Below are 16915 nucleotides of genomic sequence, written 5' to 3'. Positions count from 1 at the left end.
CACGACGATGGCTTAGCTGAACACGCCCCCATACTGTTTGCGCAGATCGCCCTTCTGCACCTTGCCGGTACCGCCCACCGGCAAGGCGTCCAGAAAAATGACGTCGTCCGGCACCCACCACTTGGCAACGCGCTCGGTCAGGAATGCCAGGATTTCTTCCCGCTCCAGCGCCTGCCCCGGCTTGCGCACAATGAACATCAAGGGGCGTTCGTCCCACTTGGGGTGCTTGACGCCGATGACCGCCGCCATGGCGACCGCCGGGTGCGCGATGGCGGCGCTTTCCAGGTCAATCGAGCTGATCCATTCGCCACCGGTCTTGATCACGTCCTTGGCCCGGTCCCTGATCTGCATGACGCCCTGGGCGTCGATGGTGGCAATGTCGCCCGTGGGGAACCAGCCATCCACCAGCGGCGAGGTCTCGCCCTTGTAGTAGCCGGTCACGATCCATTGCCCGCGCACCAGCAACTCGCCTTGCGACACGCCGTCGCGCGGCAAGGTGGCACCGTTGTCATCCACCACCTTGATCTCGACGCCGAAGACCGACTTGCCCTGCTTCGCGATGACCGCATGCCGCTCGGCGGCGGACAATTCCATGTGCTTGGGCGCCAGGCTGCTCATGGTGGCCACTGCCGTCGTCTCAGTCATGCCCCAGCCATGGCGCACCTCCACGTCGTACTCGTCGGCAAACCGGGCAATCAACGCCGCCGGCATGGCGGAGCCACCCACGGCGGTGCGCCGCATGGTCGAGAAGCGCAAGCCGTGCTGCTCCACATGCTGCATCAGCGCCAGCCAGATGGTGGGCACGCCGGCGCTGACGGTCACCCTCTCTGTCTCCATCAGCTCATACAGGCTGGCGCCGTCCAGCCGCGGGCCGGGCAACACCAGCTTAGCGCCGGCAATCGGTGCGGCGTAGGGAATGCACCAAGCGTTGATGTGAAACATGGGCACGACCGGCAGCACCGTGTCTTTGGGTGACAGCGACACCACACCAGGCATGCAGCCGGCCATGGCATTGAGCACGATGGCCCGATGCGAATACAGGGCTCCCTTGGGGTTGCCGGTGGTGCCTGACGTGTAGCACAGGGCGGCGCCGGTGCGTTCGTCAAACTGGGGCCAGTCAAACTGCTCGCTGTGCGGCGCAATCAGGTCCTCATAGCAGAGCACGTTGGCCACGCCCTCCACCGTGGGCATGTTCGCCGCGTCGCTCAGGCAGACCCAGGCTTTGACCTTGGGGCAGTGCTGGGCGATGCCCTTGACCAGGGGCGCAAAGGTGCTGTCGAACAGCATCACGCTGTCTTCGGCGTGGTTGATGATGTAAATCAGTTGCTGCGGATGCAGCCGCGGGTTGCAGGTGTGTATGACCATGCCGCTGCCCGAGACGGCGTAGTAGGCCTCCAGGTGGCGATGGTTGTTCCAGGCGATGGAGCCCACCGCACTGCCAGCAGTCAGCCCCATGTGTTTGAGCGCATTGGCCAGCTTGCGTGCGCGCGCTGCGCACTGGGCGTAGCTGTAGCGAAAGAGCGGGCCATGCGTCTCGCGCGAAACGACCTGCACGTCGCCGAACTGGGCGGCGGCGTGTTCGATCACATCAGAAATCAGAAGGGGGCGGTCCATCATGAGGCCGGGTTGCAGCATTGGGAAAATCTCCGGGTTGGGTATTGTTGTGGGGGCGCAGTTTACGGCTGACTCCAGGCTGGGTAAAGCACGTGCGGGTCAGCCGCCTCCGCGCTGCATATACAGATCAAACCGTTTCATAAAGGCGTAGCGCTGCGCGTCATCCAGCCCGGCAAACCGGAAGCGCACCAGCAAACGGGGTATGCGCATGAGGGCGATCACACGCGGCTCGCCCACGTGCCACGTCAACCCCAAGGCGCCGTCACCGATGCGCACCCCGGCGGAATGGGCCTGCAGCTTCCAGTGGTGATCGCCAATGGCGTTGGGCAGCCAGCCCAGCCATTCGGCTTCGGTGCAGCCCATCTCGCGCTCGAACCGCTCGGCGTAAAACGACTGCATTCAGCCGCCCGCCTCAGCCACCGGCGATCGGCGGCCAGATCGCCAGCACATCACCCTCCACCAAGGTCTGGGTCAGACGCTTCTCCGGCTCGATGTATTTGCCGTTGATCAGCACCAGATGCACCAGCTTGGGCGGCAGGCCAAAGGGCTCGATGATCTGGCTGATGGTGGCATCGGGCGCGATGTCGAGCTCCAGCACATTGCTGTAGCGGGCCTGCACCGGCAAATAGTCTGTGAGCGAGGCAAACAGCTTGAAGGTGATTTTCATCGTCACCGAATCCTAGCGCCGACGCGCGTCCTGCGCACCGGTCCAGTCGCTCTGGGCCTGGGCAGTGGCGAGGTAGGCTTCCATGAGCTTGGTGGGGTCGTTCTTGAGGGTCTCTTTCCAGGCGCCCAGCTTGACCTGGCCTTCCACCAGCCCGCGCATTACGCCCACATGTTCGGTCCAGCCGACGGAATTGCACCCCACCATCACATCGTCCTGAAACTGCAGACTGAGGTGACGCCCGGCCGCCTTGTCGGTCAGCTCCACATGCTCGCCACCGGGGCGGCCCTGCCAGTCGCCAAAACTGGCAGAAATCAGTCCGAGCGTGTCGAGCACGTTGATTTGCGTGACGCCTTTGAGCTCGGCGGCGGGCGTCCCGCCCCGCGCAAACGCCACCATATTCATGGCCGCCACGCGCGCCTGCTCGGCGGCGTTGGGCTGGATGGCACTGACGATGGTTTTGCCGCTCACCTTGTCAAAGGCCTCACAACAGTCGCCCGCCGCGTAGATGCCGGGCACGTTGGTCTGCAGGTGCTCGTCGGTCAGCACGCCCAGCAAACAGGTGATGCCCGAGTTTTCCAGAAAGCCGATGGCGGGCTTGACGCCGGCCGCGCTGATCACCAGATCGGCCGCGAGGTGTTTGCCATTGCTCAGACGCACGTTCAATGGCGCGCCCGCCTCGATGGCCTCCACCCGGGTGCCGGTAAACACTTCCACGCCTTTGGCTTCACACCAGTCGCGAATCATGCCGCCGGCGGTGGGGCCCATCATGCGCGGCACCATGCGGTCGCCCATCTCGACCACGCTCAAATGCACGCCACGCGCCGCCAGCGCCTCCATGATGATGCAGCCGATGAAGCCGGCGCCCAGCTGCAGCACGCGGGCACCTTTGGTGGCCAGCGCCATGATGGCTCTGGCATCGTCCAGCGTCCAGCAGGAATGAACCCCAGCCGTATCAATGCCCGGAATCGGCGGCCGCACGGGACGGGAGCCGGTGGCGATCAGCAGCGTGTCAAATGCGATTGAGTTGCCCTTGTCGAGCGCTATTGTTTTTGTAGCTACATCGACATGTTTGACGAAGGCTTGAAGCACATTTACCTTCAAGTCTGCAAAGTGTGACGGGCTCTTGCGCAGGTAAGTGCCGCGCTCATCCACGTTGCCCATCAGCAGGTAGGGAATGGCCATGCGCGAGTACGGCGGCTCGCGCTCATCACCCACGATGGTGATGGCATCAAGCGGTGCGTGTTTGCGAATGGTTTCAGCAGCAATAACGCCGGCGGGGCCGGCACCGAGGATGACGTGATGCATGTCGGGTCTCCAAAAATTGAAAAGCGGCTCCGCAGAGCCGCTCGTTCTTTACAGCCTGCAGATGATTACAACTCCAGACGCGCCCGGGTCGCGGCGGTGGGTCGGCCTTCTGCGTCCCAGCCGCGCACGGCGTAGTACTTGGGCATCATCTCGGCCAGCATGTTGACCTTGCCTTTGGACGGTCCGGTCTTGCAGGCTTCAGTGAGCAGGCGTTTGGGCAAGCTGTCGTCCTTGGCGGTGAAGCCGGCGCGGTTGTTGAATTCGCGCTCCATGTTCCAGATGCGCTCACCGATCTTTTCCAGCTCTTCGGTGGTGTACTGGTCGCCACAAGCCGCCGAGATTTGCGGTGCCAGGTCCGCCAGGCCCCAGGCAAAGGTGGTGAACACGCACAGGCCGGACGAGTCGAAGGCGGCCGTCGCATCCTGGAAGGCCTTGACCAGTTCCGGCTTGCCTTCATGCTCCAGCGGATCGGTCTTGACCGGAATGCCCAGCACTTCAGACGCGATGGTATAGCCACGCAAATGGCAGCCGCCCCGGTTGGAGGTGGCGTAGGCCAGGCCAATGCCCTGGATGGCGCGGCCGTCGTAGGCGGGAAACTCCTGGCCCTTGCTGGTCATGCTGAGGTCAGGCTGGCCGTACTTGGCGGTCAGGCGCTTGGAGCCCTGACCAATTTCCTTGCCAAAGCCACGGCTGTAAATGGTTTCTTCGGTCAGAAACGCCAGCGCCTGGGCCGAGCCAAACGGCGCTTCGATGCCAATCTGCTCTTTGGTCAACACACCCATTTCATACATTTCCATCACTGCGCCCACGGTGGCGCCAAAGCTGATGGGGTCGATGCCCTCTTCGTTGCACAGCATGGTGGCGTACTGCAGGGCTTCCAGGTCTTTCACGCCGTTGGCCGCACCCAGCGCCCAGGCCGCTTCGTATTCCAGACCACCAGAGGCGCCCCAGTATTGCGGCTTGTTGGCGACCGTGAAATGGCTCTCGTCCATCTTGCTGATGCGCCCGCAGGCGATGGTGCAGCCAAAGCAGGCCTGGTTGGTCACCAGCTGCTTTTTGCCATCGGTCTTGCGCGGCGTGGCCATGGCTTCGGCCGAGATGTCCTTGGCGCTCTCAAACGCGTTGTCGCGGTGATTGCGGGTGGGCAGCGCCCCCATCTCGTTGATGACGTTCATCAGCACCTGCGTGCCATAGGCGGGCAGGCCCTGGCCGGTGACGGCGTTGTCGGCCAGGATTTTCTTCTTCTCGGCAATCGCCTTCATGAAGGCTTTGGGGTTGTGGATGTTGCCCACGCCCTTGGTGCCGCGTACCGCAATCGCCTTGAGGTTCTTGCTGCCCATGACGGTGCCCACACCGGAGCGGCCGGCGGCGCGGTGCAGGTCGTTCACGACGCTGGCATACAGCACGCCGTTCTCGCCCGCTTTGCCGATGCTTGACACGCGGGTCAGCGGGTCCTGCAGGCTCTTCTTGAGCATTTCTTCGGTCTGCCAGACGCTCTTGCCCCACAGGTGGGCGGCGTCACGCAATTCAACCAGATCATCGTTGATGTAGAGATAGACCGGCTTGGGACTCTTGCCTTCAAAAATCACCATGTCCCAGCCGGCCATCTTGAACTCGGCACCCCAGTAGCCGCCGGAATTGGAGCAGGCGATGGTGCCGGTCAGCGGGCTCTTGGTGATGACGGTATAACGCCCACCAGTGGACGCCATGGTGCCGGTCAGCGGGCCAGTTGACCAGATGATCTTGTTCGCCGGCGACAGCGCGTCGACCTTGGCATCGACCTCTTCCACCAGGTACTTGGAGCCCAGGCCGCGCGAGCCCAGGTAAGCATGCGCCCAATCCATGTTGAGCGGTTCGGACTTGACGGTACCAGCGGTCAAATCAACGCGAAGAATTTTTCCTGCCCATGACATGATGAGTCTCCTTAAGCCGCTGAGGGCTGGTTACCGAGTTTGTCCGCCCACTGCGCCATCTTGCCCAGGCCGGTCCAGTTGGCGTCGATGAAAGTGATGGCGCCGGTGGGACAAGCCTCGGCACAAGCCGGCTCGCCACCGCACAGGTCACACTTCTGTACCTTGCCGGTCTCCTGCACGTAATTGATGGTGCCAAACGGGCAGGCAATGGTGCAGACCTTGCAGCCGACACAGGTGGACTCATTCACCACTTTGGCGCCGGTGAGCTTGTCCACGGTAATGGCCTCCACCGGGCAGGCATGCAGGCACCAGGCTTCGTCGCACTGGGTGCAGGTGTAAGGCACTTTCTTGCCGGTATGGTGGAAGTCAAATACCTTGATGCGGGATTTGGCGGTGGCGAAGGTGCCGTAGTTCTCGAAAGAACAGGCCATTTCGCACTGCAGACAACCGGTGCACTTGTCTGCGTTGATGTGCAACACCTTTTGCATGTGTGTCTCCTGTGGGTAGCGGCCTGCAGATATGCAATGCCTTGCCTATGAAATGAAATACATAGGTATTGTTGAAGCTCCCGGGAGCCAGCAACCTAGGGAAAACCCGAGTTTGACAGGAGCAGCAGCGCGAAATTCTCAAATTGAAACAGTGCGCAAAATTCCCGCTTGTGTACGAGAATGACGCTGATCGTGAAAACGGCGGCACGCACACCATGACACACACCCTGACCCCCTCCCCCATGGCCAGCTCCTCGCTGCGCCTGGCAGGCATTGAGCGCGCCCGCCGTGCCGTCATGCAGGACCACACGGCACCGTCCGCCGGCTGGATTGAGCCCTGGATTGAACGCTCCTGGCAGCGCTGCATGAACCTCGGGTTGCAGGCCCACCAGCCGGTCGCGTTTGACCTCGTGTCGGCCCAGCAGATGCGTCACACCCAGGATGCCAACCAGCGCCTGGTGCAGACGGCGAAACCCATTCTGGAGAAGCTCGGACGCGCCATCGTGAACACGCGCTACTTTGCCATTTTGACCAACACCGAGGGCGTGGTGGTGGATGTCAGCGGCGCCATTGACCACTCAGACCGGCGCGCCAGCCTCATCACCCGCATTGGCGCCGACCTGTCAGAACGCAGCGTGGGCACCACGGCCATTGGCGCGGCGCTCACCGAGTTGCAGCCGGTCTGGCTGCACCGGGGTGAACACTTTTTTGCCAGCACCTCCATGTACAGCTGTGCCGGTGCACCCCTGTTTGGCCCGGACGGCGCCTGCGTGGGCATGCTGGACCTGACCGGCATTGATGCCGTGGAGCGCCCTGAACTCAAGCACCTGGTCACCCAGTCGGCCTGCAAGATTGAAAACGCACTGGTCCTGGCGCAGGCGCACAGCCTGATGGTGCGCCTCAACTGGCCGGGCAATGCCCTGGGCAGCGAAGCCGACGGCATTGTCTGTCTCGATGCAGACGGCTGGATCACAGGCGCCAACCAGATTGCGCGCCAGATGGTGCCCAACCTGGCCATGCCTGGCCGGCAAAAGGTACATGTGAGCGACGTGTTCGGGGTTCCGTATCAGATGTTGTTTGACGCCGTGCGCCGCCCGGACGCCACGCTTGAAATTCCGCTGTGGACCGGCCTTCGGCTGCAAGCCCTGCCCATCGAACGCTCACGCGAAGACATCCCCCTGCGCGCCGAACGTCGCTCACAGGCCAGCGACGGCTTGCCACTGAAGGACATTGAAACCGCCCTGATCCGCAAAGCCGTCGACCAGGCGCGTGGCAATGTGGCCCAGGCTGCCCGCGCATTGGGCATCAGCCGTGCCACCGTCTACCGCAAGCTGGGCAGCCACAACCACAGCGCATCGAAGGATTGAGGGGCCAACACGTGACCTGTTTAATGGGCCGACGCGTCCAGGCCTGCTTGATCCTCCTGGCACTGTGGAGCGCGGCGCAGCCTGCAGAAGCACAGTCTGTGGTGCGAGTGGCCGTGGCCGCCAACTTCGCCTCGCCCCTGAAGGCGCTGGCTACCGATTTTGAAAAAGACACGGGCCACAAGATGGTGCTGTCCGCCGGGGCCACGGGCAAGCTGTACGCCCAGATCAAAAGCGGTGCGCCGTTTGATGTGTTTCTGGCCGCCGACGACGAAACACCCGCCCGGCTGGAAAAGGAAGGCGACGCCGTGGCGGGCACGCGCTTCACCTACGCCACCGGCAAGCTGGTCCTGTGGTGTGCCCAGTCCGGCACCGTCGACGCCCAGGGCGAGGTGCTGAAAAGCGGAAACTTCAAACACCTGGCGCTGGCCGCGCCGAAGCTGGCACCCTATGGCGCAGCGGCCATTCAAGCCCTGACCCAACTCAGGCTCATGGATCGGCTGCAGGCGCGCCTGGTGCAAGGTGAAAGCATTGGCCAGACCTACAGTTTTGTCGCCAGCGGCAATGCCGAGCTGGGCTTTGTGGCCCTCTCTCAAGTTTATGAAAACGGCAGGATCACCAAAGGCTCGGGCTGGATCGTGCCCGCCCATCTGTACAGCCCACTGCGCCAGGACGCGGTAATGCTCGTGCGAGGCAACAGCAACCCCGCTGCCAGCGCCCTGCTGGCATTTTTGAAGACAGAGAAGACCAGGACAGTGATACGCTCCTTCGGCTATGAAACTGAATAAGTGCCTGCTGTAATGCCCGGGGTCTATTGGGACGCGATCGCGCTCACGCTCAAGCTCGCCGGCCTCACGACGCTGTTGTTGCTGCTGCTCGGCACGCCGCTGGCCTGGTGGCTGGCACGCACACGCTCCTGGCTCAAGGGCCCGGTGGGTGCGCTGGTGGCCTTGCCTATTGTTTTGCCGCCCACGGTGATCGGGTTCTACCTGCTGGTGGTCATGGGGCCGCAGGGGCCGGTGGGACAAATCACCCAATCCCTGGGGCTGGGCCTGTTGCCTTTCACGTTTGCCGGCCTGGTCGTGGGCTCGGTGTTTTATTCGCTGCCCTTTGTGGTGCAACCGCTGCAGAATGCCTTTGAAGCCATCGGCGAGCGCCCGCTGGAGGCAGCAGCCACCCTGCGCGCCTCGCCAATGGATATCTTTTTCAGCGTCGTCTTGCCGCTGGCCCGGCCCGGCTATCTCACCGCCACGGTGATGGGTTTTGCCCACACGGTCGGCGAATTCGGTGTGGTGCTGATGATTGGCGGCAACATCCCGGACAAAACCCGTGTCGTGTCGGTGCAGATTTACGACCACGTGGAAGCCCTGGAATACACGCAGGCGCACTGGCTGGCAGCCGGCATGGTGCTGTTCTCGTTTGCCGTGCTGCTGGCGCTTTACGTCTTTAACCCCACCGGACGGCGTAAATGGGGTCCTGGCCGATGAGCGCCTCGTCCGCCAACCGGATCCGTGCGCGATTCAAGCTCAACTACTCCGGCTTTGAACTTGATGTTGACCTCGACCTGGCAGGCCGTGGCATCACCGCTCTGTTTGGCCCGTCGGGTTCGGGCAAGACCAGTTGCCTGCGCGCTATTGCCGGGCTGGAGCGCAGCACGCCGGGCGTTATGGCCTATGTGGCCGTGAACGAGGAAGTCTGGCAGGACGATGCCAAGGGCGTGTCTGTGCCGGTGCACCAGCGCGCACTTGGCTATGTGTTCCAGGATGCCAATCTGTTCACCCACCTCAGTGTCGCGCAGAACCTGGCTTATGGCCTGACGCGGGTTCCCGCAGCGCAGCGCCGTGTCTCGCTGGATCGGGCGGTGGCCCTGCTCGGCATCGGGCACCTGATGGATCGGCAACCTGGCACGCTCTCCGGCGGCGAGCGCCAGCGCGTAGCCATTGCCCGCGCCCTGGCCACCAGCCCGCGTATTTTGCTCATGGACGAGCCTCTGGCCGCGCTGGACGCCCAGCGCAAGGCCGAGATCCTGCCCTACCTGGAACAGCTTCACCATGAGCTCGACATACCGGTGCTGTACGTGAGTCATGCGCTGGACGAGGTGGCGCGGCTGGCGGACCATCTGGTGTTGCTGGAAGCAGGGCGGGTTGTCGCGAGCGGTCCTACAGCCGAATTAATGACACGGCTTGATCTTTCGCTGGCGCACGGCGACACCGCGGGCGCCGTGATCCACGCGAACATCAGCAGCCATGAACCGGTCTACCATCTGAGCGTGGCCGACTTCGCCGGTGGCCGCTTGTGCGTACCCCAGCAGACCATGGCGGTGGGCCAGCCCCTTCGCATTCGCGTGCAGGCGCGCGATGTGAGCCTGACGCTGGAGCCACAAACCGGCACCAGCATTCTGAATATCCTGCCGGTGACGGTGGTCGCCTTGTCGAACGACAGCCCCGGGCAGGTCATGGTGAGACTGGATGCGGGTGGCACGCCCCTGCTGGCCAGAATCACCCAAAAATCGGTCGCCTCACTTGGGCTGGTCGCGGGACGGACCGTCTACGCCCAGGTCAAGGGCGTGGCAATTCTGGGGCCCTGACATCCAAATAGGCCTTTTAAGGCCTGTGGATTCCCGCACCGTCAGCACGACCACTTGCCGCGACCGCCTTAGACTCGCCGGTTTCCAAACTGCTGAAGTGCCTCATGGACATCTTGCTTGACCCGAATATCTGGATCGCCTTTTTCATGCTCGCTGCGCTGGAAATTGTGCTTGGCATCGACAACATCATTTTCATCAGCATTCTGGTGGGACGCCTGCCGCAGGAAAAGCGTGACCTGGCACGTCGTCTCGGGCTTGGGTTTGCGATGGTGTCGCGTATCGCGCTGCTCTTCAGTCTGGCGTGGGTGATGACGCTCACCACCCCGCTGTTTTCGATAGTGGGGCAAGAGATCAGCGGTCGTGACCTGATTCTGCTGGGCGGGGGATTATTTTTGCTTTACAAGGCCTCGCACGAGATCTTTCTGGAGGTCGAAGCACACCAGCCCAAAGAGGTCAGCGCCGGCGCGGACTCCGTCAAGACCGGCGCCAACGTGTTTTGGGGAACGATTGTTCAAATTGGCATCGTCGACATTGTCTTTTCGCTGGACTCGGTGATTACCGCGGTCGGCATGGTCGACAACATCGGCGTCATGGTGGCCGCGGTGATTGCATCGGTAGCCGTGATGATGTTCGCCGCAAAACCCATTGGTGAATTTGTGGACAGGCACCCATCGATCAAGGTGCTGGCGCTGGCGTTCCTGACCATGGTGGGCACCCTGCTGGTCGCGGAGGCTTTTGACGTGCATGTGCCCAAAGCCTACGTTTACACCGCGATGCTGTTTTCCCTCGGGGTTGAAGCCTTGAACATCCGCGCCCGCACCAAGCGGCTTGCCCTCAAAACGAACGCTTGAAAGTAGAGGCGCAAGTCACGGTTTCGCGGCGTTGGGGAAGAATAGCTGCTCGCCACCAATCTTATAGCTGGCAATCGCCGCCTGCCCTGGCGCTGACACCACCCAGTCCACAAACTTCTGGGCGTCAGCTGCCTTCACATGCGGATGTTTGGCCGGGTTGACCACCATCACGCCGTACTGGTTGAACAGGCGCGTGTCGCCTTCGACCAGCACCGTCAGATCGCCCCGGTTCTTGAAACTCAGCCAGGTGCCACGATCGGCCAGCACATAGGCGCCGCTGCTGGAGGCAATATTGAGCGCCGGGCCCATGCCGCAACCGCATTCCTTGTAGCCAGCACCTTTGACATCTTGCACACCGGCCAATTTCCAGTACCGCAACTCGGCCGCGTGCGTACCGCTCTTGTCGCCGCGCGAGATAAAGCCGGTATTGGAGGCTGACAGCTTTTTGAGCGCTTCCAGGATGTCCTTGCCCCGGGTCTTGGCCGGGTCTGCGGCCGGGCCGATCAGCACGAAGTCGTTGTACATCACGGGATAGCGTTTGACGGCGAAACCGTCGGCGATGATTTTCTCCTCGGCCACCTGGTCATGCACGAACAACACGTCGGCATCGCCGCGGCGGCCCATGTCCAGGGCCTGGCCCGTGCCCAGCGCCACCACCTTCACATCGAGGCCGCTGGCCTTCTTGAACTCGGGCAGCAGGTGGAAAAATAGGCCTGATTGCTCGGTGGACGTGGTGGACGCCATCACGATGGATTGCGCCTGGGCATGCACAGATGCTACAAAAATAGTAGCTGTCAGCGCATATTTGACGAGGGCTAGAGACCTAAAAGACATATATTTCTTCATGCAGTTTCGCCTTTGACAAACAAATGGGCCGCCGGGTAATGCGTCTGCAACAGCGGTCCGCCAAAAAAATCATGGACCGGCAGATCGGCGAGTACGCGGCCGTGTTCCAGGTAGATCACCCGGCTGGCGAGGCGCTTGACCTGACCCAGGTTGTGGCTGGCAAACACCAACGTCATATGCGAAGACGGGTCCGTGCGAGCTTGATTTGAAAACTCCTCAATCAGCGCTTCCACCTCTCGTTTGGCATGAGGGTCAAGGCTGGCGGTGGGCTCGTCCAGCAGCAGCACCTGCGGATTGATGGCCCAGGCCCGCGCCAGCGCCACACGCTGCTGCTGTCCACCCGAGAGCTTGCGCGCCGGGCGCATGGCCAGGTCTTCCAGACCAACCCGAGCCAGTGCGGCCAGGGCCTGCACACGGGCGTCAACCCAGGGTGTTCCACGCAGCCACAGCCCCAGGGCAATATTGCCCTGCACCGACATGCGCAACAGATGGGGCCGCTGAAACAGCATGGCTTGCCGGGCGTCCGGGTCGTGCGCCACCTGGCCTGCGGTGGACCTGGCCAGACCATGCAGCAGACGCAACAAGGTGCTCTTGCCACAGCCGTTGGCCCCCACCAGCGCCACCCGTTCGCCAGGCGCAATCGTGAGCGTGACATCCGTCAGGGCGCGCACCGCCGTGGCCGGACGTCCAAAATGCACACTGGCGCCAGCGAGTTGAAACACCGGCTTCAAGACGAGACCTCCAGCGGACCCACCGCGGCCTTGGCCGAAGCGCTGCGTCCATCGCGTAGGGCAGCATGGCTTGCCTCAGCGGCTGTTTCCTTGATTTCAGAGCGCTCGCGCCAGCGCCGCACCACAGCAATCAGCACATTCAGGATCAGCACCACGCTCAACAATATCAAGCCCAGGCCCAGCGCCAATGGCAGGTCGCCCTTGCTGGTTTCCAGGGCGATGGCGGTGGTCATGACACGGGTAAAGCCGTCAATATTACCGCCCACGATCATCACCGCGCCCACTTCAGACACGGCCCGGCCGAACGACGCGATCATGACCGTGAGCAACGCGTAGCGCTCGTCCCAGGCCAGCAGCAGGCTGCGCATCAAGGGCCGCGCGCCCAGGGAACGCAATTGCTCGCCGTGTATGTTTTCAGCGTCTTCCACCGTCTGACGCGTCAACGCGGTGACCACGGGCAGCACCAGCACGGCCTGCGCCAGCACCATGGCCTTGAAGGAAAAAAGCCAGCCCAGAAAACCCAGGGGTCCCGTGCGCGACAGCAGCAAATAAATCACCAGCCCCACCACTACCGACGGGATGGCCAGAAAGGTATTGAGCAGCGTCAGCACCACACCGCGACCTGCAAACCGGGCCACACCCAGCCAGGCCCCCAGAACCAGTCCCAGCATGCAGGCCATGAGGCATGCCGTGGCGCTGACCGCCAGCGAGCGGCCGACGATGGCGAGCAGGCCAGAGTCAAGCGAGATGATGAGTTGCAGCGCGGTCGCCACGCTATCCGTCATTGAATTCATAAGTTGCGGTATCGTAGCCACCGATTCAATTACCAGCGATATGAAACGCCGTGCATAGGCTCCAGTTCCACTACACCCTCTCGCGCAACAGCAGCCCGGCCCTGGTACGCAACCCCCTGATCGACTTGCTGCAGGCCGTCAGTGCACAAGGCTCGATCTCGGCGGGCGCGCGGGCGCTCGGCCTGAGCTACCGCCACGTATGGGGCGAACTCAAACGCTGGGAAGGCGAACTGGGCAATGAACTGGTGGTGTGGGAGAAGGGCCAATCGGCCCACCTGACTGAATTTGGCGCCAAGCTGATGTGGGCAGAACGCCAGGCACAGGCCCGGCTGGCGCCGCAGATCGAAGCGCTGCGCGGCGAACTGGAGCGCAGCTTTGCCCAGGCATTTGATGATTCCGTGCATGTGGTCACGCTCTACGCCAGCCACGATGACGCCCTCTCGGCCCTGCGCGAACACGCGCTCAGGCAAGCCAGGGAGCAGGGCCACAGCGCGCTGCACCTGGATATTCGCTTTACCGGCAGCGTGGACGCGATTCGCGCACTGAATGAAGGGCGCTGCGTGATGGCGGGCTTTCACACGCTGCAGAACACCGGCAACAAAACGCTGACCGAGCGCACCTACAAGCCACTGCTGCGACCCGGCCAGCACAAGATCATCGGTTTCGCGCAGCGCACCCAGGGTCTGATGGTGGCCAAAGGCAACCCGCTGGGGCTGCATTCACTGGCAGACGTTGCGCGCCAGCGCGCCCGCTTTGCCAATCGCGCCCTGGGCACCGGCACACGCGTGGTGCTGGACGAACTGCTCACCCAGGCGGGGCTGGCTGCCACCGACATCACAGGCTACACACACACCGAGCCTTCGCACGCGGCCGTGGCCCATGCCGTGGCCGCCGGGCAAGCAGACGCGGGGCTCGGCATTGCGGCAGCGGCGCAGCGCGCCGGTCTGGACTTTGTGCCCCTGGCTGATGAACGCTATCACCTGGTTTGCCTTAAGTCAGCCCTGGCGCAACCCGGCATCGAGGCCCTGCTGAACCTGCTGAAGACACAGGCATGGCAAGATGAAGTTGCATCGATTCCCGGCCACTCGGCCCGGCAGAGCGGGGAAATTCTGTCCATGCGCCGGGTGCTGCCCTGGTGGGACTACCGCAGGGAAAAAACCCATCCGAAGGTTCAGCCTTTTTCCTGAGCCCCCGCTTGCCCGGCACGCCCAGGCCAAGGGCGCGTTTGTGGGCGTACCGCTGTCGGGCAGCTTCTTTGTGCGCAAAGTGGGCACGGTACGACGCATTGACCGGCGTCTGGATGCCGAGGGTCGGGTGCGCACCTGGCTGAGTGAAGTACCGGTTCTGATCTTGCGCTGACAGCTGGGCGCCAAAAAAGGCAAATCCAAACACTCAGGGAAATCCCTCTGGCACCAATTACATTTGATCAAATACAATAAACCGTTGTTCCTGTTCAGCGACGGGTTCAACGACTCGAGCTTGGAGCCCTTCGGGGCTCCTTTTTTATGTCTGCCGCGCCGGCAGGCGCTGCAGTTGCAGTTCAGCCAGCGAGGTGTACAGGGGCGCACTGATCAGGCGCGAGACGCCGCTGGCGACCAGCGCGGTGGCCATCAAGCTCAACACCAGCGCATGGCCGTCCACCATTTCCATGACGATGATGAAGGCGGTCAGCGGGGCTTGTGTCACCGCGGCCAGAAAACCGGCCATCCCGAGCGCTATGAGCGTGGGCGCATTCGCGTACGCGGTCAACTGGGCGATATCGTTGCCCAATGCCCCGCCAATGGCCAGCGACGGCGCGAAAATCCCGGCCGGCACTCCGGCCCAGGTGGTGAGCCAGGTGGCGACAAATTTGAGCAGCACATACAAGGGGGACGCCTCGCCGTTGCCCTCCAGCATTTCTCGGGTGTGGGTATAACCACTGCCATAAGTGTCGCCATGGCTGACTACCCCCAGGACCGCGATGGCCAGCCCGCAGGCCGCCGCAAAGCGCACCGGTGCCTTGCGGCGAACGCGGCTGAACCAATCGCCCGATCCGCCCGCCAATGACATCACCAACAGCCGGGCAAACAGTCCCCCCGCCAAGCCGCTGCACACGGCGACAGCCAGGCCCGGCAGCAGCAGCGCCATACTGAGGTTTTCGACCCGGATCACGCCAAAGTAAGTGGCGTTGCCATAGACCGAGACCGCCATCAGGCCCCCGAGCACAATGGCCGCCAGCAGCAGGCCGCTGCTACGCTGCTCGGGCTTGCGCGACAGCTCCTCGATGGCAAACATCACGCCGCCCAGTGGCGTGTTGAAGGCAGCGGCAATACCCGCCGCGCCACCGGCCATCATCAAGCCGTGCTCCGAAATCTGGGACTTGACCGGCAACCAGCGCCGGGCATGGTGCATCACGCCAGCGGCAATTTGCACCGACGGACCCTCCCGACCCAGCGACAGACCGGCGAGCAAGCCCCAGGTCGTGAGCAGCATCTTGGCGACCGTCAACCTGATGGAGACAAAGAGGTTGCGCTCACTCCTGGACACGGCAGGCGACAGCGCCGCCATGACCTGCGGTATGCCGGAGCCGGCCGCCCCAGGTGCAAATCGGCGCGTCAGCCAGACGATGGCCGCCGTCGAGGCGGGTATCCACAGCAACGGCCCCCACCAGATTCCCTTTTGAAATGCAACGAAATACCCGATCGCCTGTTCGGTCATCCAGGTGAAGGCCACCACGGTCAAGCCGGCCAGCGCGGCAAAAGCCAGGACCACCCCTCGACCGGTCCACAAACGCCAGTCCTGGAGTTCCTGCCGGATCGCCGAGAAAACAGGGGAATGCAGGTTCATGCGGTGCGCTCGTTCTGAATGAGCTTGCGCATTGCTGCGAACCGGATTGATTTTTGGAAATACATTGCAACAAATGTAATTTGGTATATTGCACCAAATGTAATCGTCAAAACGGATTGGCGGAAGTGGCATTCACGAAAAAGGAGACAGTCATGATCAAAGTCGGTGTCATGGGTTACGGCAAGGCCGGCAAGGCGGTGGCAGAAGTGCTTCGCCACGACCCAAGGTTTGAATTGTGCTGGGTTGCCCGCCGCACCGCACCCCACTCGGCGGAGACTTTGCCCGATAGCGACATCCCGGTCATCGGGCTGAACAATGTGGCGCTGGGCGACTGGCTGGACACCCATCCAGTCGACGCACTGGTCGATTTTTCAGGTGCCGACGCTGTCTTCGTCTATGGCGAGGAAGTGCGCAAGCGTCAGCTCATGCTGGTCAGCGCCATCTCCGCCTACAGTGAGAAGGAGCTCGACTACGTTCGCAGCCTCGGCGCTGACACGCGGGTCCTGTGCTCGCCCAACATGACCGTAGGCATCAATTTCCTGATTCTGGCGGCGCGGCTGCTGCGCACGATTGCGCCATTTGCCGATGTCGAGATCCTGGAGCAACACTTTCGCGACAAGCCCGAAGTCTCGGGCACCGCCCGAAAAATTGCCGACAGCCTCGACATCGACGACCAGCGCATCACGTCGTTGCGGCTGGGCGGCATTGTGGGCCACCATGAGGTGATTTTCGGCTTTCCCTACCAGACGGTTCGCATCATTCACAACTCGATACAGCGCAAGGCGTTTGGCACCGGAGCCGCTTTTGCCCTGAGTGAACTGACCACTTGCGACAAAGGTTTCTATACCTTTGAGGACCTGATGATGCGCAAGGTACGCAGCCAGTTGCTGGCCGAGGCCTGAATTCCTTTGCTGGAATCGCCCGCCAGG

Annotated in this window: 18 protein-coding genes; 8 read left to right on the top strand and 10 right to left on the bottom strand. The window is 62.5% G+C overall.

The features are described 5' to 3' along the window. Window positions 1-12: 12 nt before the first annotated feature. From Q7T10_RS20370 to Q7T10_RS20345, 6 genes are all read right to left on the bottom strand, one after another. Window positions 13-1635, bottom strand: coding sequence for a long-chain-fatty-acid--CoA ligase (locus Q7T10_RS20370; protein ID WP_304751667.1), 1623 nt, complete (start codon window positions 1633-1635; stop codon window positions 13-15). Between the two features lie 78 nt (window positions 1636-1713). Further along, complete coding sequence (locus Q7T10_RS20365) at window positions 1714-2013, bottom strand: hypothetical protein (RefSeq protein WP_304751666.1); 300 nt, start codon at window positions 2011-2013, stop codon at window positions 1714-1716. Window positions 2014-2026: 13 nt separating this feature from the next. Beyond that, window positions 2027-2281 carry a MoaD/ThiS family protein gene (locus Q7T10_RS20360; protein ID WP_304751664.1) on the bottom strand — a complete coding sequence of 85 codons (255 nt, stop codon included), beginning with the start codon at window positions 2279-2281 and terminating at the stop codon, window positions 2027-2029. Window positions 2282-2293: 12 nt separating this feature from the next. Beyond that, on the bottom strand, window positions 2294-3586 hold the full coding sequence (locus Q7T10_RS20355; protein WP_304751662.1) for an NAD(P)/FAD-dependent oxidoreductase: 1293 nt from the start codon (window positions 3584-3586) through the stop codon (window positions 2294-2296). Between the two features lie 65 nt (window positions 3587-3651). Further along, the gene (locus Q7T10_RS20350; RefSeq protein ID WP_304751661.1) at window positions 3652-5499 is read right to left on the bottom strand and encodes an aldehyde ferredoxin oxidoreductase family protein; all 1848 of its coding nucleotides are present in this window, start codon (window positions 5497-5499) and stop codon (window positions 3652-3654) included. An 11-nt stretch (window positions 5500-5510) separates the two neighbouring features. Continuing rightward, window positions 5511-5987: a 4Fe-4S dicluster domain-containing protein gene (locus tag Q7T10_RS20345; protein ID WP_304751659.1), complete on the bottom strand. Its 477-nt coding sequence runs from the start codon at window positions 5985-5987 to the stop codon at window positions 5511-5513. Between the two features lie 215 nt (window positions 5988-6202). Here Q7T10_RS20345 and Q7T10_RS20340 point away from each other — a divergent pair, with 215 nt between their 5' ends. The 5 genes from Q7T10_RS20340 to Q7T10_RS20320 all read left to right on the top strand — a co-directional run bounded on the left by Q7T10_RS20340 (window position 6203) and on the right by Q7T10_RS20320 (window position 10789). Next, the gene (locus Q7T10_RS20340; RefSeq protein ID WP_304751658.1) at window positions 6203-7354 is read left to right on the top strand and encodes a helix-turn-helix domain-containing protein; all 1152 of its coding nucleotides are present in this window, start codon (window positions 6203-6205) and stop codon (window positions 7352-7354) included. A gap of 23 nt (window positions 7355-7377) precedes the next feature. After that, window positions 7378-8139, top strand: a complete 762-nt coding sequence (modA, locus tag Q7T10_RS20335; RefSeq protein ID WP_304751657.1) for a molybdate ABC transporter substrate-binding protein — start codon at window positions 7378-7380, stop codon at window positions 8137-8139. A 12-nt stretch (window positions 8140-8151) separates the two neighbouring features. Next, the gene (modB, locus tag Q7T10_RS20330; RefSeq protein ID WP_304751685.1) at window positions 8152-8838 is read left to right on the top strand and encodes a molybdate ABC transporter permease subunit; all 687 of its coding nucleotides are present in this window, start codon (window positions 8152-8154) and stop codon (window positions 8836-8838) included. Then, window positions 8835-9938: a molybdenum ABC transporter ATP-binding protein gene (gene modC / locus Q7T10_RS20325; RefSeq protein ID WP_304751655.1), complete on the top strand. Its 1104-nt coding sequence runs from the start codon at window positions 8835-8837 to the stop codon at window positions 9936-9938. The genes modB and modC overlap by 4 nt, the downstream gene beginning before the upstream one ends. A gap of 104 nt (window positions 9939-10042) precedes the next feature. Then, window positions 10043-10789 carry a TerC family protein gene (locus tag Q7T10_RS20320; protein WP_304751654.1) on the top strand — a complete coding sequence of 249 codons (747 nt, stop codon included), beginning with the start codon at window positions 10043-10045 and terminating at the stop codon, window positions 10787-10789. Between the two features lie 15 nt (window positions 10790-10804). On the opposite strand, the gene Q7T10_RS20315 is transcribed toward Q7T10_RS20320, so the two are convergent. Genes Q7T10_RS20315 through Q7T10_RS20305 form a run of 3 tightly spaced genes read right to left on the bottom strand, consistent with a single transcriptional unit; the run spans window position 10805 to window position 13160 of the window. Next, window positions 10805-11635 carry a substrate-binding domain-containing protein gene (locus Q7T10_RS20315; RefSeq protein WP_304751653.1) on the bottom strand — a complete coding sequence of 277 codons (831 nt, stop codon included), beginning with the start codon at window positions 11633-11635 and terminating at the stop codon, window positions 10805-10807. Beyond that, window positions 11632-12366: a phosphate ABC transporter ATP-binding protein gene (locus Q7T10_RS20310; protein WP_304751652.1), complete on the bottom strand. Its 735-nt coding sequence runs from the start codon at window positions 12364-12366 to the stop codon at window positions 11632-11634. The genes Q7T10_RS20315 and Q7T10_RS20310 overlap by 4 nt, the downstream gene beginning before the upstream one ends. Further along, window positions 12363-13160, bottom strand: coding sequence for an ABC transporter permease (locus Q7T10_RS20305; RefSeq protein WP_304751650.1), 798 nt, complete (start codon window positions 13158-13160; stop codon window positions 12363-12365). The genes Q7T10_RS20310 and Q7T10_RS20305 overlap by 4 nt, the downstream gene beginning before the upstream one ends. Window positions 13161-13210: 50 nt before the next feature. Here Q7T10_RS20305 and Q7T10_RS20300 point away from each other — a divergent pair, with 50 nt between their 5' ends. Together Q7T10_RS20300 and Q7T10_RS20295 are read left to right on the top strand one after the other, a co-directional pair. Continuing rightward, window positions 13211-14347, top strand: a complete 1137-nt coding sequence (locus Q7T10_RS20300) for a substrate-binding domain-containing protein (protein ID WP_304751649.1) — start codon at window positions 13211-13213, stop codon at window positions 14345-14347. A 40-nt stretch (window positions 14348-14387) separates the two neighbouring features. After that, entirely contained in the window at window positions 14388-14519 is a 132-nt protein-coding gene (locus Q7T10_RS20295; protein ID WP_304751647.1) for a hypothetical protein, read from the top strand. 144 nt (window positions 14520-14663) lie between these two features. Here Q7T10_RS20295 and Q7T10_RS20290 read toward each other — a convergent pair whose 3' ends face one another. After that, window positions 14664-15986 carry a chloride channel protein gene (locus Q7T10_RS20290; RefSeq protein WP_304751645.1) on the bottom strand — a complete coding sequence of 441 codons (1323 nt, stop codon included), beginning with the start codon at window positions 15984-15986 and terminating at the stop codon, window positions 14664-14666. A gap of 152 nt (window positions 15987-16138) precedes the next feature. Between Q7T10_RS20290 and Q7T10_RS20285 the strand changes: the two genes are divergently transcribed. Next, window positions 16139-16888, top strand: a complete 750-nt coding sequence (locus tag Q7T10_RS20285) for a 4-hydroxy-tetrahydrodipicolinate reductase (protein ID WP_304751643.1) — start codon at window positions 16139-16141, stop codon at window positions 16886-16888. Window positions 16889-16915 lie beyond the last annotated feature (27 nt).

Source organism: Rhodoferax sp. (assembly GCF_030646845.1).
Lineage (GTDB): Bacteria > Pseudomonadota > Gammaproteobacteria > Burkholderiales > Burkholderiaceae_C > Rhodoferax.
Note: the sequence above shows the minus strand (reverse complement) of the source record. Positions and strands in the feature narration are given on the sequence as shown.